This is a genomic window from Bradyrhizobium sp. CSS354 (assembly GCF_029051725.1).
Taxonomy (GTDB): domain Bacteria; phylum Pseudomonadota; class Alphaproteobacteria; order Rhizobiales; family Xanthobacteraceae; genus Bradyrhizobium.
This window is the reverse complement of record NZ_JAACFU010000008.1, coordinates 183,468-205,453: the sequence shown is the minus strand read 5'-3', so window position 1 is coordinate 205,453 and position 21,986 is coordinate 183,468. Positions and strand designations below refer to the sequence as shown.

Annotated in this window: 18 protein-coding genes and 1 pseudogene; 9 read left to right on the top strand and 10 right to left on the bottom strand. The window is 64.5% G+C overall.

The window, feature by feature from the left end:
* Positions 1-10 precede the first annotated feature (10 nt).
* The 8 genes from GWG67_RS21270 to GWG67_RS21235 all read right to left on the bottom strand — a co-directional run bounded on the left by GWG67_RS21270 (position 11) and on the right by GWG67_RS21235 (position 9,984).
* Positions 11-766: an SDR family oxidoreductase gene (locus tag GWG67_RS21270; protein WP_275171247.1), complete on the bottom strand. Its 756-nt coding sequence runs from the start codon at positions 764-766 to the stop codon at positions 11-13.
* Between the two features lie 337 nt (positions 767-1,103).
* Complete coding sequence (locus tag GWG67_RS21265) at positions 1,104-1,955, bottom strand: DMT family transporter (protein ID WP_275171246.1); 852 nt, start codon at positions 1,953-1,955, stop codon at positions 1,104-1,106.
* Positions 1,956-2,037: 82 nt separating this feature from the next.
* Complete coding sequence (locus GWG67_RS21260; protein ID WP_275171387.1) at positions 2,038-2,652, bottom strand: TetR/AcrR family transcriptional regulator; 615 nt, start codon at positions 2,650-2,652, stop codon at positions 2,038-2,040.
* 88 nt (positions 2,653-2,740) lie between these two features.
* Positions 2,741-5,473, bottom strand: coding sequence for an EAL domain-containing protein (locus tag GWG67_RS21255; RefSeq protein ID WP_275171245.1), 2,733 nt, complete (start codon positions 5,471-5,473; stop codon positions 2,741-2,743).
* A gap of 246 nt (positions 5,474-5,719) precedes the next feature.
* Complete coding sequence (moaC, locus tag GWG67_RS21250; protein ID WP_275171244.1) at positions 5,720-6,232, bottom strand: cyclic pyranopterin monophosphate synthase MoaC; 513 nt, start codon at positions 6,230-6,232, stop codon at positions 5,720-5,722.
* Positions 6,232-7,050 (bottom strand): indole-3-glycerol phosphate synthase TrpC, encoded by an 819-nt coding sequence (gene trpC, locus GWG67_RS21245; RefSeq protein ID WP_275171243.1) that lies wholly within the window; start codon positions 7,048-7,050, stop codon positions 6,232-6,234. The genes moaC and trpC overlap by 1 nt, the downstream gene beginning before the upstream one ends.
* A 7-nt stretch (positions 7,051-7,057) precedes the next feature.
* A complete protein-coding gene (gene trpD, locus GWG67_RS21240) occupies positions 7,058-8,071 on the bottom strand; it encodes an anthranilate phosphoribosyltransferase (RefSeq protein ID WP_275171242.1) in 1,014 nt (337 codons plus the stop codon).
* Positions 8,072-8,085: 14 nt separating this feature from the next.
* Positions 8,086-9,984 (bottom strand): peptidylprolyl isomerase, encoded by a 1,899-nt coding sequence (locus tag GWG67_RS21235; RefSeq protein ID WP_275171241.1) that lies wholly within the window; start codon positions 9,982-9,984, stop codon positions 8,086-8,088.
* Between the two features lie 223 nt (positions 9,985-10,207).
* Between GWG67_RS21235 and tpiA the strand changes: the two genes are divergently transcribed.
* The 7 genes from tpiA to glsA all read left to right on the top strand — a co-directional run bounded on the left by tpiA (position 10,208) and on the right by glsA (position 18,047).
* A complete protein-coding gene (tpiA, locus tag GWG67_RS21230) occupies positions 10,208-10,963 on the top strand; it encodes a triose-phosphate isomerase (protein ID WP_275171240.1) in 756 nt (251 codons plus the stop codon).
* 141 nt (positions 10,964-11,104) lie between these two features.
* On the top strand, positions 11,105-11,491 hold the full coding sequence (secG, locus tag GWG67_RS21225; RefSeq protein ID WP_007590603.1) for a preprotein translocase subunit SecG: 387 nt from the start codon (positions 11,105-11,107) through the stop codon (positions 11,489-11,491).
* Positions 11,492-11,657: 166 nt separating this feature from the next.
* Entirely contained in the window at positions 11,658-13,289 is a 1,632-nt protein-coding gene (locus GWG67_RS21220) for a CTP synthase (RefSeq protein WP_007590604.1), read from the top strand.
* 258 nt (positions 13,290-13,547) lie between these two features.
* Entirely contained in the window at positions 13,548-13,874 is a 327-nt protein-coding gene (locus tag GWG67_RS21215; RefSeq protein ID WP_275171239.1) for an NIPSNAP family protein, read from the top strand.
* Positions 13,875-13,999: 125 nt separating this feature from the next.
* Positions 14,000-14,863 carry a 3-deoxy-8-phosphooctulonate synthase gene (gene kdsA / locus GWG67_RS21210; protein ID WP_275171238.1) on the top strand — a complete coding sequence of 288 codons (864 nt, stop codon included), beginning with the start codon at positions 14,000-14,002 and terminating at the stop codon, positions 14,861-14,863.
* On the top strand, positions 14,863-16,068 hold the full coding sequence (locus GWG67_RS21205) for an MFS transporter (RefSeq protein WP_275171237.1): 1,206 nt from the start codon (positions 14,863-14,865) through the stop codon (positions 16,066-16,068). Before kdsA ends, GWG67_RS21205 begins: the two co-directional genes overlap by 1 nt.
* Positions 16,069-16,172: 104 nt before the next feature.
* Positions 16,173-18,047 (top strand): glutaminase A, encoded by a 1,875-nt coding sequence (glsA, locus tag GWG67_RS21200; RefSeq protein WP_275171236.1) that lies wholly within the window; start codon positions 16,173-16,175, stop codon positions 18,045-18,047.
* Positions 18,048-18,060: 13 nt separating this feature from the next.
* On the opposite strand, the pseudogene GWG67_RS21195 reads toward glsA, so the two are convergent.
* Both GWG67_RS21195 and queF read right to left on the bottom strand, forming a co-directional pair.
* A pseudogene (locus GWG67_RS21195) lies at positions 18,061-18,857 on the bottom strand (substrate-binding domain-containing protein).
* A gap of 15 nt (positions 18,858-18,872) precedes the next feature.
* On the bottom strand, positions 18,873-19,361 hold the full coding sequence (gene queF, locus GWG67_RS21190; protein WP_275171235.1) for a preQ(1) synthase: 489 nt from the start codon (positions 19,359-19,361) through the stop codon (positions 18,873-18,875).
* A gap of 124 nt (positions 19,362-19,485) precedes the next feature.
* Here queF and eno point away from each other — a divergent pair, with 124 nt between their 5' ends.
* Entirely contained in the window at positions 19,486-20,769 is a 1,284-nt protein-coding gene (gene eno, locus GWG67_RS21185) for a phosphopyruvate hydratase (protein ID WP_247349200.1), read from the top strand.
* 34 nt (positions 20,770-20,803) lie between these two features.
* Positions 20,804-21,937 carry a zinc-binding dehydrogenase gene (locus tag GWG67_RS21180; protein ID WP_275171234.1) on the top strand — a complete coding sequence of 378 codons (1,134 nt, stop codon included), beginning with the start codon at positions 20,804-20,806 and terminating at the stop codon, positions 21,935-21,937.
* The last annotated feature ends 49 nt before the right edge of the window (positions 21,938-21,986 follow it).

The window sequence follows — 21,986 nt, the reverse complement described above, 5'->3', positions numbered from 1 at the left end:
GGACGCTGTGTCAGCTCGGGTTCATGGCCGCGAAGGTGGCCTCGTAGCAGCCGTCGCGCTCGGCCCAGCGCCGGGCGCGATCGCGCGCGACCAGCACCTCGCCGCCGGGATGGACCCGCGACTCCAGCAATTGCATGACCTCAGCGATATAGGCGGGAAGCGGCATCGCGCGCGTATCGCTCGCCTGTTGCGAGCCGGTGAGTTCGGTCCGCACATAGGGCGGTGCGAGCTCCAGCACTTCGACGGGGATCTTGCGAAGCTGATGCCGCAGCGACTGAAGCCAGGAGTGCAGGAACGTCTTGCTGGCACAGTAGGCCGGGAAGTCAGCGCGGGGCACGAAGGCGAGGTTCGAGCTGGTCGCCATGATCGTCGCGTTCGGTTGCCCTTTCAGGAGCGGCAGGATCGCCGCGGTGACGCGCAGCACGCCCAGAATGTTGGTCGCGACGATGGCTTCCGCGTCCGCGGCGTCCCAGCCGTCTGCCGTCATGTCCTCCGGCCGCGAGATGCCAGCGTTGGCGATCAGCACGTTGAGCCTGGGAAAGCTTGCTCGGATTTCGGCCGAGAAGCGCGGCAGGCTTGAGGGATCGGCGAGGTCAAGCGTCAGGCCGATCAGGCCCGGGCGTTCAGCGGTGATCTGATCGAGCAAGGACTGCCGTCGCCCGGTAACGATGACGCGATTGCCGCGGTCGTGGAAAGCCTCGGCCAATGCGCGGCCGATGCCGCTGGTGGCGCCGGTAATGAGGATCGTGTTGCCGGTCATCTTCATGGTTGCTGCCTTTCTGTGGAGGTGAAGGCCACGGCAATCCAGGAAAACCCTGCCGGCGAGCAATCCGGCGCGACAGCAACATCCAGGCGCGGATAAGCCGTGCCGGAAATGACGTCTTGAACGGGAAAGCGTCCGCAAGCTGGGAGAGTGATGGCATGACCGTGGCGTCTCGTGAATCGAGATCTCCCAGCTGGGATCCTCTCGACAAAGGACGCGTTGGATGACGGTAACGCCTACGGCAGCGCCAGAGGAGCTGCGAGGGCGGGATAGCTTGGCGGGTCACCACGGTCAAGTCCTCACGGGCCGACAGCTCAAGAGCTATGGCCGTTCAAATCAATCAAGCGCTCGGTCTCAACTGTGTGATGGCGACGCCGGAGATCGCGAGCAGCCCGCCGAAAATCAACTTTGAAGTCATGTGTTCGCCAAGGAACATCACGCTGGACGTCAAGGCGAACACTGGAAGCAGCAAACCGAAGGGCGCGACGCGGCCTATGGAGCAACGCCCGATCAGCCAGAACCATAGGCCGAACCCGACAATTCCCCCGATAAAAATCGTGTAGGCGAGCGCCAGCCAACCACGTCCATCCGCAGTAACGAGGCTCGCGAGTTGTCCATGTTCAAGGAGCAGCGACATCACCATGACTTGCGGCACCGTGAGCAGCGAGGACCACCCCATCAACATCAGGGGATCAAAAGGCCCGTAGCGTTTCGTCAAGACGTTGGATGTCGCGAATGCAAAGGCTGCCCCGACCACGAGCAGCAGTGGAAGCGTGTTTGCGGACACGCCGGGCTCCGCCGCCAACATGACCACACCGACGAATGCAAGCACCACTCCAGCGGAAGTGGTGAGAGATGGCCTCTCCGCGAGCAGCGGCCAAGCTAACAGGACCGTGAAGGGCGTGGCGAGTTGATAGGCGACGGCCGACATGCTGCCCGAGCCGAGCCCGAGGCCGACATAGAAGAGACCGAAGTTCAGCCCACCGAGGAAAAGCGAAATTGCTGCGATCGGGCCGAGCTGCCGACGCGTGGGCCGTTTGACGAAGGGAGCGAGCAGCAGCGCGATGGCCAAAAAGCGCAGCGCGAGGAAGAAGAGAGGGGGAAACTCCGTAACGCCCACTTTGATGGCCACGAACTGGTAACCCCAGAGCAGGGGGACGGCCACCGCACAGACGATCTGGATGGCCGACATGACATTCTTCCTTTCAAGACCGTTCGGTCTATATTTCGACGCGCCAGCAGCGGAAGCGGCCGAAACCTGATAAAACGGTTGTCTACCTTATGAAGCGGTCGAGGAGAGCGTCAGCGGTGGCTTGTGACGTGATCCGCGTCGGTGCCGCCTTGCCGACGACGCGCAGCCCCTCGACGAAACAGACGAGAATTTTCGCGGCACTTGAATGCTCGACGGCATCGGCCAGCTTGCCCGCCGCCTTCGCACGGGACAGTGCATCAGCCACCCTGGCCTCCATGGCTTTGAAAAAGCTCCCGATGCGGCGGTCAACTTCGGCGTCACGGCCAGCCAGCTCCATGGCTGTGGCCACCAGCAGGCATCCGCGTCGGCCATTGGCGCCGCTCGTTCGGTCAACGTAGCCGGCGAGGTAGGCGCGCAGGCCGTCGACCGGATCTCTGCGGGGGTCGAGTTCGACATCCATGCGTGTCAGGGCATCGGCGATGTAGCGATCAAGCGCACGCAAGAACAGCGAGTGCTTGTCCCCGAAAGCCGCATAAAGGCTGCCGCGCGAGAGCTTCGTCGCACGAAGAAGGTCCGGTAGGGCCGTTGCGTGATAACCGCGCGACCAGAACACGCCCATCGCCCGCTCGACCGCGGCTTCCACGTCGAAACTTCGGGGACGGCCACGGGGCAACTGCACAGGGATTTGGCGACGCATTACCGATATATAGACCAATTGGTCGATAATTCCAAGTGGGCACCCTTGTCCCGTGAGCTGACGTTCCCGCGTGTGTGGAAGTAGATCCCTAGCTTGCCTCGCGGCGGCGGCCTTCGTTGCCATTGCGCTGGGCGAGACGACTGCGATGGAGCGCGAACAGCTCCAGCACCTTGTCGGCGGGTTTTGCGGCGCTGAAAAGATAGCCCTGCATCTCGGAGCAGCCGAGTGCGCGCAGCAGACGCTGCTGCTCCTCGGTCTCGACACCCTCGGCCGTGGTGGTCATGCGGCGGGCGGCCGCGAGATTGACGACGGCCTGCACGATGCTGGCGGAGCCGTCGGGGCCGGCGATGTCGTCGACGAAGCAGCGGTCGATCTTGATCTTGTCGAAGGGGAAGCGGTGCAGATAACTCAGCGAGGAGTAGCCGGTGCCGAAATCGTCGAGCGCGATGCGGACGCCGATGGCACGGAGTTGATGCAGGATCGCAAGCGCGGTGTCGTCGTCGCGGATCAGCACCGCCTCGGTGATCTCCAGCTCGAGCCGGCTCGCCGGCAAATTGGTGGCGGCAAGCGCTGCCATGATCTTCAGCGCCAGCGTGCCGCTCTTGAACTGCACCGGCGAGACGTTGACGGCGAGGCGGATGTCGTCGGGCCAGTTCGCCGCGTCCCGGCAGGCGGTCGCCAGCACCCATTCGCCGATCTCGTTGATCAGGCCGGTGTCCTCGGCAATCGGAATGAACTCGGCCGGCGAGACCATGCCGCGCTCGGGATGGCGCCAGCGCACCAGCGCCTCGCAGCCGGTGATGCGGTCGTCCTTCAGGCTGAGGCAGGGCTGGTAGTACACCTCGAGGCCGCCTTCGCGCCCGCCTTGGGCGATGGCGTGGCGCAGGTCGATCTCGAGCTGCCGCCGCTCGTGGACCTTGGCGTCCATCTCCGGCTCGAAAAAGCGATAGGTACGGCGCCCTGCGGCTTTGGCGGCGTACATCGCCATATCCGCGTTCTTCAGGATCTGGTCCAGTGCCGTTCCATGTTGCGGCGCCAGCGCGATGCCGATGCTGGCGTCGGTGGCAAGATGATGTCCCATGCAGTCGAACGGCGCGCGGATGGCCTCGAACACCCGCGCGACGAGCTCGTTGACCTGGTCCAGCGATGTCACCGCGCTCTGGACGATGGCGAATTCGTCGCCGCCGAGCCGCGCCACGAAATCCGCCGGACCCGCACACCGTTGGAGGCTCTGCGCAACCGACTTCAGAAGTTCGTCACCGACGAGATGCCCGAGCGCGTCGTTGACGCCTTTGAATTCATCGATGTCGATGTAGTGCACCGCGAGTTGTTCGCCCCCGGCGACGAGATCGAGTTCCTGACGCAGATGCTCGTGGAACATGGTGCGGTTGGGTAGGTCGGTCAGCGCGTCGTAGTGAGCGAGATGGGTGATGCGCTCCTCGATACGCCGGCGCTCCGTGATGTCCTCATGCGTTGCCACCCAGCCGCCGTCGGTGAGCGGTTCGTTGACGATCTGGATCGAGCGGCCGTCGGAGGTGTCGACCACCATGGAATTGCGCAGATGGATGTCGCGCAGGACCCGTGCGATATACTGGTCCACATCGCCGGTGAACGAGCCGGTGGCTCTGCGGTGCGCAATGATGTCGTGGAAGCTGCAGCCGGGTCTCACGATTTCGGCCGACAGCCCGTACATCTCGATGTAGCGCTGATTGCAGATCACGAGCTGCTGCGCGGCGTCGAACAGCAGCAGACCCTGAGTCATGTTGTTGACGGCGCGGTCGAGACGCTGCATTTCCAGCGTCAACCGTTCCCGCGAAAGACGATGCTGCTCCAGGAGCTTGCGTACGATCGCGATCAGCACGCCCGCGATGGCGAGCGCGGAAGAGGCGGCGACCGAGATCAGGATGCCGATCTGCTCGCGCCAATCCGTCAGTGCCGTCGCGCGCGTCGTGGTGGCCATCATCAGGATCGGGAAGTGAGGCAGGGCGTGTGAGGAAATCAGCCGGTCCTCACCGTCGACGGGGCTGATGAAGCGGCCGGCAAAATGGTCGAGCCCGAAAACCTTTTGATGTGCGAACGGGCCGTTCTTGAAATTGCGCCCCATCAATTCGCTGGAATGGGGATAACGGGCGAGCATGGTGCCGTCCCGGTGCAGCATCGAGATCGTCGCACTTTCGCCGAGCACGGCGGACTCGAAGAATTTTTCGAAATTTGCCGGCTCGATGCCGCGTCCGACCACACCCATGAATTCGCCGTTCGGTCCAACGACCTTGCGCACGATCAGGATGGTCCAGGCGCCGGAGATGCGACTGTAAAGTGGTTCGATCAGGACGTCGGGAGCGTCGGGATCGTACCGGAAGGTGCGAAAATAGGCGCGATCGGCAACGTTCACGCTCGGGGCGGGCCATGCCGACGACGAATTGATCAAATTGCCTTCGGCATCGATGATATTGACGCCGCCTATGTAGGGCAGTGCCTCGATCTTCGAACGCAGCATCCGGTGGAGGTCGTGGCCGGCGAGGCGTTTGCGATAGTCCGCCGCATTGGTGATGCCGCTCGCGCGGACGTAGTCGACGAAATCCTTCTGGATGACCGCGAAATCCTGCAGTTGCTGGTCGAAATGATGGGCCAGCATCAGCACGGTGTTTTCCAGCTCGCGGCCCGCGTTGCGCAGCGCACGTTCGCGGAAATTCTCCGCCATCAGCGTCGCGCCCACGGCGATCGCAGCGATCAGCAGCGTGCCGCCCACCACCAGCCAGCGGATCGGTCCGCTGCGCACGAAGGCCTGGTCAAAGAGGCGACTGCCGAATCCCGTCATCATGATCGATCGTTGTCGTGCACACGTCAGGGTCAATCCTTGACCCCTGAAACATCCGTTGGTTTACGGGAACGGAGTGGAGGCGAAGTTAGCAAGCTGGGTTAATGCGCCGTGAACGCGGCTCGCAAAAGCAATCAATATGCGGGCGCGCCGGCATCGGGCTTGCGATCATCCGTGGTGAACGGCCCGCGCGGCAAGCTCAATGCAAAATTCGGCTCGATCAGCGCGTCGCTGAAGTAGCAGCGGCAATCAGACGCGGTAATGGCCGGATTTGCCGCCGAGCTTCTCGACCAGGTGGATGCCTTCGATGCGCACGCCGCGTTCCACCGCCTTGATCATGTCGTAGATGGTGAGGCAGGCGACCGAGACGGCGGTGAGCGCTTCCATCTCGACGCCGGTCGGGCCCGTGACCTTCACGCTGGCGCGGACGAGGCAGCCAGGCAGCGTTGCGTCGGGCTCGATCTCGACCGTCACCTTCGACAACGCGAGCGGATGGCAGAGCGGGATCAGCTCCGAGGTGCGCTTGGCGGCCATGATGCCGGCGATGCGGGCGGTGCCGAGCACGTCGCCCTTCTTGGCGTTGCCGGACAGGATCAGGTCAAGCGTCGCCCTGCTCATGACGACGCGTCCTTCCGCGACCGCGAGCCGCTCGCTCGCGGGCTTGTCCGACACGTCAACCATCCGCGCCTCGCCGGAGGCGCCAATATGGGTGAGGGCAGGGCCGGTCTTGGTCGGTTTGGCCTTTGCGGGCTTACGCGCCATCAGTTCGTGCCTGTGGCGCGCGCGGTCTCGCGCGCCAGCAGCGTGCGCGTCGCAGCGGTAACGTCGGCTTGCCGCATCAGGCTCTCGCCGACCAGGAAGGTCGACATGCCGACGCGCTCGAGGCGGGCCAGATCGGCGGGCGTAAAGATGCCGCTCTCGCCGACCATCAGCCGGTCGCCGGGGATCAGCGGCGCCAATGTTTCGCTGGTCGCAAGCGTGGTTTCGAAGGTGCGTAAATTGCGATTGTTGACGCCGATCATCGGCGAACGCAGCTTCAGCGCGCGGTCGAGCTCGGCGCGGTCGTGGATCTCGATCAGCACGTCCATGCCATAGGCGATGGCGGCATCCTCGAGCTCTTTGGCCGTGGCATCATCGAGCGCCGCCATGATGATCAGGATGCAGTCGGCGCCGTGCGCGCGGGCCTCCGCTACCTGATAGGTGTCGAACATGAAATCCTTGCGCAGCACCGGCAGTGACGCTGCCGCGCGGGCCGCCACCATGAAGTCGAGATGGCCCTGGAACGAGGGCGTGTCCGTCAGCACCGACAGGCAGGCGGCGCCACCGGCCTCATAGGCACGGGCAAGCAGCGGCGGATCGAAATCGGCGCGGATCAGGCCCTTTGACGGCGAGGCCTTCTTGACCTCCGCGATCAGCGCGTAGTCGCCATTGGCGTGCTTGGCCCTGATCGCGCGAACGAAGCCGCGCGGTGCTGCTTGCGCCCTGGCCTTCGCTTCCACCGCCGACAGCGGCTGCGCGCGCTTGGCCGCCGCGATTTCCTCGCGCTTGTAGGCTTCGATCTTGGTCAAGATGTCCGACATGTCAGGCTCAGCCGTTCGAGACCGCGATCAAATGTTTCAGCCGCGCGCTCGCCGCGCCGCTGTCGAGCGATTTTGCGCCGATCACGACACCTTCCTTGAGATCCCTGGCACGCCCCGCTACGACCAATGCGGCAGCGGCGTTGATCAACGCGACGTCACGGTAGGGGCTCGGCTTGCCGTCGAGCACGCCCTGCAAGGCGATCGCGTTGGCGTCGGCGTCGCCGCCTTTGAGTTCACCGGCGTCGCAGCGCGGCAGGCCCGCGTCCTCCGGCGTCACCTCGAAATTCCGGATCTCGCCATTGTGGAGCGCGGAGACGAAGGTCGGGCCGGTGAGGGTGATTTCGTCGAGGCCGTCGGAACCGTGCACGACCCAGGCGGATTCGGAGCCAAGGTTCTTGAGCACTTGCGCCAGCGGCTGCACCCATTGCCGGGAGAACACGCCGACCATCTGCCGCTTCACGCCGGCCGGATTGGACAACGGACCGAGCAGGTTGAAGATCGTGCGTGTCGCAAGCTCCACCCGGGTCGGGCCGACGTTCTTCATGGCGGGATGATGGGAGGGAGCGAACATGAAGCCGATGCCGCATTCGCGCACGCAGCGGCCGACCTGCTCCGGCCTCAGATCGATCTTCACCCCGAGCGAAGCCAGCACGTCGGCGGCGCCCGAGCGCGACGACAGCGCGCGGTTGCCATGCTTGGCCACCGGCAGACCGGCGCCCGAAACGATGAAGGAGGCGCAGGTCGAGACATTGACCGAGCCGGAGCCGTCGCCGCCAGTGCCGACAATGTCGACCGCATCCGCGGGCGCATCGACCGTGAGCATCTTGGAGCGCATGGCCGAGACCGCGCCGGTGATCTCGTCCACGGTCTCGCCGCGCACCCGCAGCGCCATCAGGAGGCCGCCCATTTGCGATGGCGTAGCCTCGCCGGACATCATGGCGTCGAAGGCGGAAGCCGCTTCGTCACGCGACAGGCTGGCGCCGGTCGCCACTTTTCCAATGATCGATTTCAGGTCGTCCATCGCGTGCTTTCAACTCACTGGTTCGCGCCGGTCACCTGCGCGAAGGCGGCCTGATTAATGGTAGTCCCGATGTCGGTTTCAAGCTTGTTGACGTAGGAAGCGACCTGCTCCTCGGTCTGCGCGCGGTCGAGACTGTCCTTCAGCTTCTTGACCGCCTCGGACGTAGTGTCGACCGTGGGATCGACGATCTCGGTGACGCGGAACACGATCACCTCGGTGCCGCCCGTCACTGCCGTCTGCCCGACGCCGTCCTTGGCGACGCGGAAGGCGGCCGACACGACGGTTGCGGGCACGCTGGCGGGCGAGTCGTCGCGCCTGAAGCCGGTGGCGGTCTCGACCTTGGCGCCGATCGCGGCTGCTTCGTCGGCGAGCTTGCCGCCGGATTCGAGCTTCTGCACCATTCCGGTCGCCTTGGCCTTCAGCTTGGCCGCGATCTGGTCCTGGCGCCAGCGCGCCTCGACCTGGTCGCGGACCTCGTCGAGATTGCGGTCGCGCGAGGGCGTGATGGCGAGCACGTCGTACCAGACATAGCCGCCCTTGAAAGAGATCGAGTCGTTGTCGACGCCGACATCGGTGTTGAAGGCCTGCGACACCACGTCGAGACCCTGCGGAATGCCGGAGACCGGCTGGCCGCTCGGGGCGCGGCCGGAACGGTCGACGGCGTCGATGGTCACGGCGGTGAGGCCGAGCTTCTGCGCCGCGTCGATCACGCTGGCACCGCCGCCGCGCTCGTCTTCCATCTTGTCGCGGAGATCGGCGACCTTGACGCGCGCGCGCTCGGTGGCGATCTCGCGCTTGATGTCGGCGGCAACGCTCGCGTAGTTCGCCTCCACGCCCGGCTCGATCTTTTCGACCTTGACGATCGAAGTGCCGAGACGGCCCTGGATCGGCTGGCTGATTTCACCGGCGGGAAGCGCGAAGACGGCGTCTCCAACTGCGGGATCGAGCGAGGATTTGGTCACGAGCCCGAGATCGACGTCGGACGCGCTCAGTCCGCGCTCCTTGCCGAGGTCTTCGAACGAGGTCCCGCTGGTGAGCCGCTCGCGTGCGGCCTGCGCCTCGGCGGCGTTGGGGAATACGATCTGCTGGATCTGGCGCTTCTCCGGCGTGCCGAGCCGGTCCTTGCGCTGGTCGAACGCTTTCTTGGCGTCCTCGTCCGACACCTCGCTCCACTTGCCGATCTCCTCCGGCGAGACCACGACGAACGCGATCTTGCGATATTCGGGCGCGCGGAACTGGACCTTGTGATCCTCGAAATAGGCGGCGAGCGCCTCGGGCGATGGCGCATCGATGGTGCCTGCCTGGGCTGCGTCCAGCCTGACGAATTCAATGGCGCGCTGCTCATTCTGGAAGCGCGTCAGCACGTCGAGCATCGCCTTCGGCGGCTCGAGGCCGGCACCGATCGTGCCGGTGATCTGCCGGCGCAGCGAGACCTTGCGCTGCTCCGAAACGTAGCGCTGCTCGGTATAGCCGAAATTGCGGATCACGGACTGGAAGCGGTTCGAATCGAAGTTGCCGCCGACGCCCTTGAAGTTCGGGTCGTTCATGATGAGCTGGCGGATCTGATCGTCGGACTGGCCGAGCCCGAGCCGGCGCGCCTCTTCGTCGAGGGCGGCTTCCGCGATCGTCTGCTGGAGCACCTGACGGTCGAGGCCGAAGGCGCGCGCCTGTTCGGGCGATAGCGGCCGGCCGAACTGGCGGCTGATCTGCTGGAGGCGATCGGTGTAAATCTGGCGGAACTCGTTCAGCGAAATCTCGGTGCCGCCGACCTTGGCGACGGTGGATTGCCCAAAGCCCTTGAAGATGTCGGCAATGCCCCAAACGCCGAAACTGATGATCAGCACGCCCATCACAACGGCCATAATGGTCTTGCCGAGCCAGTTTGATGAGGCCTTGCGCATTCCTCGAAGCATTTGGTCCAACTTGTTTGGCAGGAGGGGAACGGGAGCGCGTCTTAATGCAGATTCCGCAAAAGCGCGTCACCAAATTGATCAATCATCATAAAGTGGTGGCTTTCCCCCCGCAACCTCGGGTCCGGCAGGCTTTCGATCCCTGCGGTTAAAAGCCCCTGGTCTCTGGAACTGCCACGGGACCTCTGCTAGCGCATGCACAAACCGAATTTTGCTGGAATTTGACATGACCGATGCCATCCGCCCCCTGATCGCCGGCAACTGGAAAATGAACGGCCTGAAGGCCTCGACTGCCGAATTCGACGCCATGCTCAATGGCGCGGCAGAGGTGGCCGGCAAAGCCGATCTGCTGGTTTGCCCGCCGGCGACTCTGATCGCTGCCTTTGCCGAGAAAGCACGCGGCAAGAAGGTCGCGGTGGGGGCCCAGGATTGCCACCCCAAGGCCTCCGGCGCCCATACCGGCGATATCGCCGCCGAAATGCTGGCGGATTCGGGTGCGACCGCGATCATCGTCGGCCATTCCGAGCGCCGCGCCGACCATAGCGAGGGCGATGCCCTGATCCGGCAAAAGGCTGAGGCCGCCTGGCGCGCCGGGGTGACGGCGATCGTCTGCATCGGCGAGACGCAGGGCCAGCGCGACGCCGGCCAGACCCTCGATATCCTGCGCGGCCAGCTCAACGGCTCGCTGCCGGATGGTTCGACCGCCGCCAATCTAGTGGTGGCGTATGAACCGGTCTGGGCAATCGGCACCGGCCTGACCCCGACGTCCCGGGATGTCGAGCAGATTCATGGCTTTATCCGGGAATTCCTGACCTCCAGGTTCAAGGCCGACGGCGCCGGGATGCGGATCCTCTATGGTGGCTCGGTCAAGCCCTCGAACGCGGCCGAGCTGATGGCCGTGAAGAACGTCAACGGCGCACTGGTCGGCGGGGCCAGCCTGAAGGCGGCGGATTTCCTTGCGATTGCGCAGGGCTGTCCCTAGCTATCTCCAAACCTTAGGAGCCGGCGGATCGGGGGTGGCAAAGCCCCGTCCGATCGTGTAACACCGCGCAACTTCAGGAAAACCCCGCGAAGCAGGATTGGCCGCCGTCTCGGCGCTGTCGGCTTGTGACGGAAGGACACTATGCAGACCGTTGTCATCGTCATTCACCTCATGATCGTCACCGTCATGATCGGCGCCGTCCTGCTCCAGAAGTCGGAAGGCGGGGGCCTCGGCATGGGAGGTGGCGCAGGCTTCATGTCGAGCCGCGGCACCGCGAACCTTCTGACGCGGACCACCGCGATTCTGGCCGTTGGCTTCTTCCTCACCAGCCTGTTCCTGTCTTGGTATGCCGGCTACGACCGCAAGCCGTCGTCGATCATCGGCGCGCCGGCGTCGCAGACCCAGCCGGCCGGTGGCGGACCGATCGCGCCGCCGACCTCGGGCGGCATCCTGGATTCGCTGAAGAAGGCCGACGAGCAGCAGCAGGCTCCGGCACCGAGCGGCCCGCAGGTACCGCGTTCGCAATAAAGCAGGGGGGCCATGCAGGGCGGCTTCTACCGTCCTGCATCAACAATCCCCATCAAGGCTCTGTCACCACTCTCAGTTCTGGCTCACCCACAGCCCCGCAAAATGTTTGGGGCGGAATACGAATCGCTTTGGCGAATCGAATTCGAGGGATTAGAGGTTAAGCCCCATGGCGCGGTACATATTCATCACCGGCGGCGTGGTTTCTTCGCTCGGCAAGGGTCTGGCTTCAGCGGCACTCGGTGCCCTGTTGCAAGCCCGGGGCTACAAGGTCCGCCTCCGCAAGCTCGACCCCTATCTCAATCTCGATCCCGGAACGATGTCGCCGTATCAGCACGGCGAAGTGTTCGTGACCGATGACGGCGCGGAGACCGACCTCGATCTCGGTCACTACGAGCGCTTCACCGGGCGGCCTGCGACCAAGGCCGACAACATCACGACCGGGCGCATCTACCAGGACATCATCTCCAAGGAGCGGCGCGGCGATTATCTCGGCGCGACCATCCAGGTCGTTCCGCATGTCACCAACGCCATCAAGGACTTCGTCCTCGACGGCAACGATGATTACGACTTCGTGCTGGTCGAGATCGGCGGCACCGTCGGCGACATCGAGGGGCTGCCGTTCTTCGAGGCGATCCGCCAGCTCAAGAACGAGCTGCCGCGCGATCACGCCATCTACATTCATCTGACGCTGCTGCCTTACATCCCCAGCGCCGGTGAGCTGAAGACAAAACCGACGCAGCACTCCGTCAAGGAGCTGCGCTCGATCGGCATCCAGCCGGACATCCTGCTCTGCCGTACCGATCGCGAGATCCCGAAGGAGGAACGGCGCAAGCTCGGGCTGTTCTGTAACGTGCGCGAGAGCGCCGTCATCGAGGCGCGCGACGCCGACAGCATCTACGCTGTCCCTCAGGCTTACCATGCCGCCGGCCTCGACGACGAAGTGCTTGCCGCCTTCGGCATCGGTTCGCGGATTCCGCCGGAGCTGCGCAGCTGGCAGCAGATCAATGAGCGCATCCGCAATCCCGAGGGCAACGTCACCATCGCCATCGTCGGTAAGTATACCGGCATGAAGGATGCGTATAAGTCGCTGATCGAGGCGCTCTCGCATGGCGGCATCGCCAACAAGGTGAAGGTCAATCTCGACTGGATCGAAAGCGAGATCTTCGAGAAGGAAGATCCCGCGCCGTTCCTCGAACACGTCAACGGCATTCTGGTGCCCGGCGGCTTCGGCCAGCGCGGTGCCGAAGGCAAGATCCGCGCGGCGCAGTTCGCGCGCGAGCGCGACGTCCCGTATTTCGGCATCTGCTTCGGCATGCAGATGGCGGTGATCGAGGCCGCGCGAAATCTCGTCGGGATCGAGGAGGCCAACTCCACCGAGTTCGGCCCGACCAAGGAGCCCTTGGTCGGCCTGATGACGGAATGGCTGCGCGGCAACGAGCTTGAGAAACGCACCAACGCTGGCGATCTCGGCGGCACGATGCGCTTGGGTGCCTATCCCGCGGCGCTCAATCGCGGCAGCCGCGTCTCGGAGGTCTATGGCGGCGCGACCGAGATTTCCGAGCGCCACCGCCATCGCTACGAGGTCAACACCGCCTACAAGGATCGCCTCGAGCAGCACGGGCTGAAATTCTCGGGCCTGTCGCCCGACGGCGTGCTGCCGGAGATCGTCGAGTATGAGGATCACCCCTGGTTCATCGGCGTCCAGTTCCATCCCGAACTGAAGTCGCGCCCCTTCGAGCCGCATCCGCTGTTCGCGTCGTTCATTCGCGCGGCGATGGTGCAGAGCCGCCTAGTGTAATCGGCTCAGCGCGTGGCGGTCCAGTCACGTGCAAGATGCATCCGCTCCGCCGCGGCCCATTGACGTAGCAGGCGCAAGCGATCCCGTAACGAGCATCATTTGCGGCCGGCGCGTCAGCTTGTAGACGGCGGCCGGCGGCACGTTCAGCAGGGGGTCAGAGCCATGCGCGGAACGCCACGGGGGGCGGTCGAGTGGGCCTCAAGACACCATCAGGACCAGCCGTTATAACCGCCGGACCTGTTCAGGGAGGAAACAAGAATGATCTACGAAATGCGCATCTATCGCTGCGTGCCCGGCCGCTTGCCGGCGCTGCTGAAGCGGTTCGAGACGGCGACGCTGAAGATCTGGGAAAAGCACGGCATTCGCCAAGCCGGTTTCTTCACCACGCTGATCGGTGAATCCAACCAGGAGCTAACCTATTTCCTGGCCTGGGAGTCGCTCGCCGAGCGCGAGAAGAAGTGGGCCGGCTTCATGAGCGATCCGGACTGGATGAAAGCGCGCGCCGAGAGCGAGGCGGACGGCCAGATCGTCGGCAATATCGTCAGCCAGATCCTGGCGCCGACCGCCTTCTCGGCGGTGAAGTAGAGGCGGCCGGCGCGAGGGCGTCGCGGGGAGCCTGGGCGCAACCCTGATATTCTGGGAGCCCAGGCCGAATGGGGTTGATCCGCCCTTCATCGCGGCTATGGTCGCGCCGAAGCGAGGGATTTGCCTTGAGCTCTTCGACGTCAGCGGCGCCGGTCGTCACTATTGGCAAGGTCAAATTCGGCAACGATCTGCCGATCTCGATCATTGCCGGACCGTGTCAGCTCGAAAGCCGCCAGCATGCGCTGGAGGTCGCCTCGGCGCTGAAGGAGATCGCCGCGCGGCTGCAGATCGGCCTCGTCTACAAGACCTCGTTCGACAAGGCCAATCGCACCAGCGCGTCGGCCGCGCGTGGGCTCGGGCTTGCCCAGTCGCTGCCGATCTTCGCCGAAATCCGATCGTCGCTCGGCCTGCCGGTTCTGACCGACGTGCATGACGCCGCGCAATGCGCCGAGGTGGCGCAGGCGGTGGACATTTTGCAGATCCCCGCCTTCCTGTGTCGCCAGACCGATCTGCTGCTGGCGGCCGCCGCAACCGGCAAGGTCGTCAACGTCAAGAAGGGTCAGTTTCTCGCGCCCTGGGACATGGCCAACGTCGTGTCCAAGATCACGAGCGCGAACAATCCCAACGTGCTCGTCACTGAACGCGGTGCGTCCTTCGGCTACAACACGTTGGTCTCCGACATGCGCGCCTTGCCGATCCTGGCGCGCACCACCGGCGCACCCGTGATCTTCGACGCGACTCATTCGGTGCAGCAGCCGGGCGGGAAGGGGACGTCTTCCGGAGGCGAGCGCGAATTCGTGCCGGTGCTCGCGCGCGCAGCCGTCGCTGTCGGTGTTGCCGGCGTCTTCATCGAGACCCATCCCGACCCTGACAGCGCGCCGTCGGACGGACCCAACATGGTGCCGCTGCGCGACTTCGAAGGGCTGATCCGAAGGCTGATGGCGTTCGACGCGCTCGCCAAAGATTCGACCAAAGCCGACCCGCGCTGATGCAGCAAGGCGAGGCGCGGGCGCACGATCACGGCCTGCCGGCCGCGCTTTACGTCATCTCCGGTGCAAGCTTTGCCGCGGCGCTCTCCGCGCGCGCGCTCGATCCGGTGCTGCCGCACGTCGCCGAGGACTTTGGCGTCAGCATCGCGACCGCTGCAGGCTTTGCCGCGGTGTTCGCCTTCACCTTCTCCATCATCCAGCCGATCGTCGGCGCCGCCGCCGATCTGTTCGGCAAGACGCGGCTGATGATCGGCTGCCTAGCGCTGCTCGGCCTTGCCAATATCCTGGGGGCGCTCTCGAGCTCGTTCTCGGTTCTGTTCGCGACCCGTATCCTCGCCGGCATCGGCTCCGGCGGCGTGTTTCCCGTGGCGCTCAGCCTGACCAGCGATCTCGTCGGTCCGGAGAAACGCCAGGTCGCGATCAGCCGCACGCTTGCCGGCGCGATGACGGGCAATCTGCTCGGCGCCTCGGCCTCCGGCCTGATCGGCGATTTCCTCGGCTGGCGCGGCGTGCTGGCAGTGCTCGGCGGGCTCGTGATCGTTGCGTCGATCGCAGTCGCCGCCGGTTTTCGTGGCGCCAAGGTCAAGCATCCGCCGAAGACGAGCCTGTCGGCGCTGAAGGCCGGCTATCGCACCATCTTCACCAACCCGAACGCTTATGTCTGTTATTCGGCGGTGTTCATCGAAGGCTGCTGCGTGCTCGGCCTGTTTCCCTACATCGCATCGTTCCTGTTCGAGCTCGGTCAGACCTCGCTCTCGATCGCCGGTATCGTCATCGCGGGCTTTGCAGTCGGCGGCTTGTTCTACACGCTGACGGTGTCGCGCCTGCTGCCATGGCTGGGCATGAAGGGAATGATGATCGCGGGCATGACGCTGGTGGCCTCGCAACTCGTTCTCGTCGGCTTCGGCCCGCGCTGGGAAGTGCAGGCGCTCAATCTTGTCGTGATGGGATGGGGCTTCTATATCGCCCATGGCTGCCTGCAGATGTTTGCCAGCGAGCTCTCGGTCGAGGCACGCGCGACCGCGCTATCGCTGCATTCGTTCTTCTTCTTCATGGGGCAGACGGTCGGGCCGCTCGCCTATGGCCTTGGCCTGCAGCATGGCGGCAAGGTGCCGACGCTGCTCGTGAGCGCCGCGATCATGGTGGTATTGGGCTTTGTCTGCGCGCGCCTGCTGAAACAGCGCGCGCCGTCCGACGCGCGCTGAGGCTATTCGGTCCCTGAAGGGGATCGGCCCCACCACGACACCGTCGGTCCCGTATACATGGCACACGAATTGCTTCGATTTTGGGCAAATCGAGGTGTGAGATCGTGGACGCCCAGACCAGCCGCTCGCCCAGCGCAGCCAGCGTGACCCGATCGACGGGATATCCCACCAAGCCCCCGCTCCGGCGCTTCCTGACCGCTTGTTACGAAGAATTCCAGGCCGACAATTCGGGCGAGCTTGCCGACTATATTCCCGAGCTGAAGCGCGCCAACCCCGACCATTTCGGCATCGCGCTCGTCACTATCGACGGCCATGTCTACGAGGTCGGCGACAGCGCGGTGCCGTTCACGATCCAATCGGTCTCGAAGGCCTTCGTGTTCGCACTGGCGCTGGAGATGGTCGGCGAAGAGCGGGTCGCAGCCACCATCGGCGTCGAGCCGAGCGGCGAAGCTTTCAATTCGATCCGGCTTACCAACGACAACCGTCCTTTCAACCCGATGGTCAATGCCGGCGCCATCGCCTGTTCGGGCCTCATCTACGAGGTGGACGGGAGGGGCGCCTTCGAGCGCGTCCGCTCGAAGCTCAGCCAGTTCGCCGGCCGCGAGCTTGGCGTCGACGACGCCGTGCACGCGTCGGAGACCGCGACCGGCAACCGCAACCGTGCGATCGCGTGGCTGTTGCGCAATTACGCCGTGCTGCCAGACGACGTCGACGCCGTGCTCGACGTCTATTTCCGTCAATGCGCGATCCTGGTCACTGCGCGCGATCTGGCGGTGATGGCGGCAACGCTCGCCAATCGCGGCATCAATCCGGTGACGGGCGTGCAGGTGATCACGCCGCACATCGTCGCACGCACGTTGTCGGTGATGACGAGCTCGGGCATGTACGATTATGCTGGCGAGTGGACCTACCGGGTCGGCATCCCCGCCAAGAGCGGCGTCGGCGGCGGTATCGTCGCGGCGCTACCCTCGCAACTCGGGCTCGGCACCTTCTCGCCGCTGCTGGATAACCACTTCAACAGCGCGCGCGGTCTGAAAGTGTGCGAAGCGCTGTCGGCCCGGTTCGACCTGCACATGCTCAACCGCAATGCCGACGTCCGCACCAGCATCATGGCGGATTACGACGTCTACGGCATCTCCTCGCGCCGCAGCCGCCCGCCGCGCGAGCAGCAGATTCTCGACGAGCGCCACAGCGACATCCGCGTGCTCGAGCTGGTCGGCGCCATGAATTTCGGCACCATCGACTATGTCACGCGACGGCTCACCAGCGAGCCGCCGAATGCGCCGCTCCTGATCATCGATTTTCGTCGCGTCCCCGATATCACCGCAGCGGGCGCAGAGCTTCTGGGCGAGACGCTGGCGGCGCTCGGCAATGCCGGCATCATCACGATCCTGTCGGGTTTCGAGGAGACCTCGGCCGTGTGGACGGCGATCTCGGCGCGCACGTCCGAGCCGCGCCGGTTACGGCGTTTTGCACTCCTGGACGATGCGATCGAATGGGCCGAGGATCAGGTGATCTACCGCTTCGGCGGCTTCACCGACGTGAAGGAGAGCGCGCATCTCGGCGAGCAGGCACTGCTGGCCGAGCTCGATGCCGACGAGATCGCCGCCATCGTCAAGCTGTCGACCACGCGGCACTACGCGGCCGGCCAGCGCATCATCGCCGCCGGCGAGCCCGCCAGTTCGCTGTTCTTTCTCCAGAGCGGCATGGTCAGCGTGAAGCTGCGCAGCGGCGTGCGGCTGGCCTCGCTGGGCCCCGGCATGGCATTCGGCGAGATGGCGATCCTGGAGGGAAGCCGCAGCGCCGACGTCTTCGCCGACACGCCCGTCAGTTGCCTCGAACTGCCGCTCGACAGCTTTGCGGACTATCGCCGTCTGCATCCGGAGACCTCGCTGAAGATCATGCGCAACCTCGCTGCGATTTTGGCGCGGCGGCTCGTGCTGGCGAATGCGAAGGTCGATCTGCTGAGCGCGTACTAGATGCGAGAGGGTTTTAGTTCGCTCCACCAGCCGCGATCGGCTCCATGCCGCTCGCGATGATCGCATCGCGGGCTGCCGGGGACGCGAGGAACTTGATCAAGGCCCGGCCAGCCTCGGGTTCTTTGGAAACGCTTGCGATGCCGGCTGAGAAGATCGTGATCTGCTGCAATTCGTTCGGCAGTGGTCCGACGATATCGATGCCCTTCACGGGCTTCAGCTCGCTGATCTGCTGAAAGCCGAGCTCGGCATCGCCGTGGGCGACGATCTCGCCGACCGGCGTGGCCGGAATTTTGCGCGCCTTGTCCTTCATGACATCGGCAACGCCGAGCTTTGCAAACATTTCGGTCGAGACATAGACGCCGCTGGCGCTGTCGGAATAGGCGATCGTCTTCGCCGCGAGCAACGCGCGCTTGACCGCTTCCACCGAGCTGATGTCCGGCTTCGGCGCGCCCGATTCACGGCGACGCCGATCGGCGATCTCGTCAGGTCGACCTGGCTGCCGGCAACGACCTTGCCCTTGCTGGCGAGATCGGTGAGGGCGTAGCCGACCATGATCAGGACATCGGCCGCCTCGCCGCGCTCCAGCCGGACCGGGATGGCGTTGGTCGTGGTTCCCATCGAGGGCCCATATTCCGTCAGCACCTTGTTGCCGGTGGCCTTCTCGAACTCCGGCACGAGCACCTTGTAGGCAGCCGTGAGGCCGCCCGAGATCATCACCCGGACTTCGGCAGCCTCGGCCGCGCCGGTCAGCCACAGCATGCCCAGAAGGCCTAATCCAAGACTTCGGAATGTTGCTGCAGTCGATTTCATCGGCGTTCGGTCCAACTAGCCCCGCCCGCGATAGGGTGCGACGCCCTGTTCGGGCACCCACAGGCCCTTCGGCGCGCGGCCGGTCTGCCAGAACACGTCGATCGGGATGCCGCCGCGCGGATACCAGTAGCCGCCGATGCGCAGGAACTTCGGCTTGATCTCGCTCGCGATGCGCTTGCCGATCATCACGGTGCAGTCCTCGTGGAAGGCGCCGTGATTGCGGAAGCTCGCGATGTAGAGTTTGAGCGACTTCGACTCCAGCAGCCATTGGCCGGGGGCGTAGTCGATCATCAGATGCGCGAAATCCGGCTGTCCCGTTACCGGGCAGAGCGAGGTGAATTCCGGCACGGTGAAGCGCACCAGATAATCGGTGCCTCCTTGCGGATTCGGCACGCGGTCGAGCTTTGCTTTCTCGGGCGCATCCGGCCATTCCACGGCGCGGCCAAGCTGCAGGGCAGGTGAATCCGAGCTTGAGTTCTTCGATTTGCTTGGCTTTTTCGACATCAGGCCGCCTCCGTGGCGCCCTCTTAGCCAATCATCGTGCGGCCGTCACCCGGCCTTTTCCGCTTCGATGCATTGCGGTAGAAGCACCCCAACTGACTGCTTAGTCCCCCGAAAAGAGGCCCTCATGACCGCCATCATCGACATCATCGGACGCGAAATCCTGGATAGCCGGGGCAATCCTACCGTCGAGGTCGACGTCGTGCTGGAAGATGGTGCGCTCGGCCGTGCTGCCGTGCCGTCCGGCGCTTCCACCGGCGCCCACGAGGCGGTGGAACTGCGCGACGGCGACAAGGCCCGGTATCTCGGCAAAGGCGTCACCAAGGCGGTCGGCGCCGTCAACGGCGAGATCTTCGAGGCCCTGAGCGGCCTCGATGTCGAGCAGCAGGCCCAGCTCGACCAGATCATGATCGACCTCGACGGCACGCCGAACAAGAGCCGGCTGGGCGCCAACGCCATCCTCGGCGTCTCGCTCGCCTGCGCCAAGGCGGCCGCGAACTCGCTCGACATGCCGCTCTACCGTTACGTCGGCGGCACCTCGGCGCGTCTCTTGCCGGTGCCGATGATGAACATCATCAATGGCGGCATGCATGCCGACAACCCCATCGACTTCCAGGAGTTCATGATCCTGCCCGTCGGTGCGTCGTCGTTCGCCGAGGGCCTGCGCTACGGCGCCGAGGTCTTCCATACCCTGAAGTCGGAGCTGAAGAAGGCCGGCCACAACACCAATGTCGGCGACGAGGGCGGCTTTGCCCCGAACCTGCCATCGGCGGACGCCGCGCTAGAATTCGTCATGAACGCGATCGGCAAGGCCGGCTACAAGGCGGGCTCCGACATCGTGATCGGCCTCGACTGCGCCTCGACCGAGTTCTTCAAGGACGGCAAGTATGTTTACGAAGGCGAGGGCAAGACCCGCTCGATTTCCGAGCAGGCCAAGTACCTTGCTGACCTCGTCGCGCGCTATCCGATCGTGACCATCGAGGACGGCATGTCGGAAGACGACATGGACGGCTGGAAGGAGTTGACCGACCTCGTCGGCAAGAAGTGCCAGCTCGTCGGCGACGATCTCTTCGTCACCAACGTCAAGCGCCTCGCCGAAGGCATCAAGGCCGGACGGGCCAACTCGATCCTGATCAAGGTCAACCAGATCGGCACGCTGACCGAGACGCTCGCCGCCGTCGAGATGGCGCACAAGGCCGGCTACACCTCCGTCATGTCGCACCGCTCCGGCGAGACCGAGGATTCCACCATCGCCGACCTCGCGGTCGCCACCAATTGCGGACAGATCAAGACCGGCTCCCTTGCACGCTCCGATCGCACCGCCAAATACAACCAGCTCCTGCGCATCGAGCAGCAGCTCGGCAAGCAGGCGCTCTATGGCGGCAAGGCGGCACTGAAGGCGCTGGCATAAGCCAGCGCTCGGACAAAAACAGGGGAGGATCGACATGAGCGACGGCAAAAACGGCCTGCAATTGCGTTCGCTGATCAAGAAGAGCGGCGAGCTCGAGATCTCGCTGCTCGACGTGCCGACCCCCGAGCCCGCCGCGGACGAGGTCGTCGTTCGCGTCGAGGCCGCTCCAATCAACCCGTCCGACCTCGGGCTCCTGATCGGCGCGGCCGATATGAGCACGGCAAAGGCTTCCGGCGACAAGGCCGCTCCCGTGATCACCGCGAAAGTGCCGGAAGGCGCGATGCGGGCGATGGCAGGCCGGCTCGACGAGTCCATGCCGGTTGGTAACGAAGGCGCGGGCGTCGTGATCAGGACCGGTTCGTCGGATGCCGCGAAGGCACTGATGGGCAAGACGGTCGCCATGATCGGCGGCGCGATGTACACCCAGTATCGCACGCTGAAAGTGCGCGAGTGCCTGCCGCTGCCGGAAGGCACCACGCCGGCCGAAGGCGCTTCCTGCTTCGTCAATCCGCTGACCGCGCTCGGCATGACCGAGACCATGCGGCGCGAGGGTCACAAGGCGCTGGTGCACACTGCGGCCGCCTCCAATCTCGGCCAGATGTTGAACAAGATCTGCATCAAGGACGGAATCCCGCTGGTCAACATCGTGCGCAGCAAGGAGCAGGCCGACATCCTGCACAAGATCGGCGCCAAATATGTCGTCGATTCCACGGCACCGAGCTTCCTCGGCGATCTCACCAATGCGCTGGTCGAGACCGGCGCCACTATCGCCTTCGATGCCGTCGGCGGCGGCAAGCTCGCCGGCGACATCCTCAACTGCATGGAAGTCGCGATCAACAAGACTGCGAAGGAGTACAGCCGCTACGGCTCCAACGTGCACAAGCAGGTCTATGTCTATGGCGCGCTCGACGTCCGCCCGATCGAGCTGCCGCGCGGCTTCGGCATGGCCTGGGGCGTCGGTGGCTGGCTGCTGTTTCCGTTCCTGATGAAGATCGGGCAGGCGGACGGGGCCAGGCTGCGCCAGCGCGTGGTCGACGAACTGAAGACCACGTTTGCCAGCCACTACACCAAGGTGGTGTCGCTTTCCGAGGCGCTCGATCCCGCCAATATCGCGGACTATGCGAAACGCGCCACCGGCGAAAAATTCCTCATCAACCCAAATAAATAATCGTGATGTGCGACGGCACGTCACCCAAAGAAGGTCTTGCCTTCTGAGC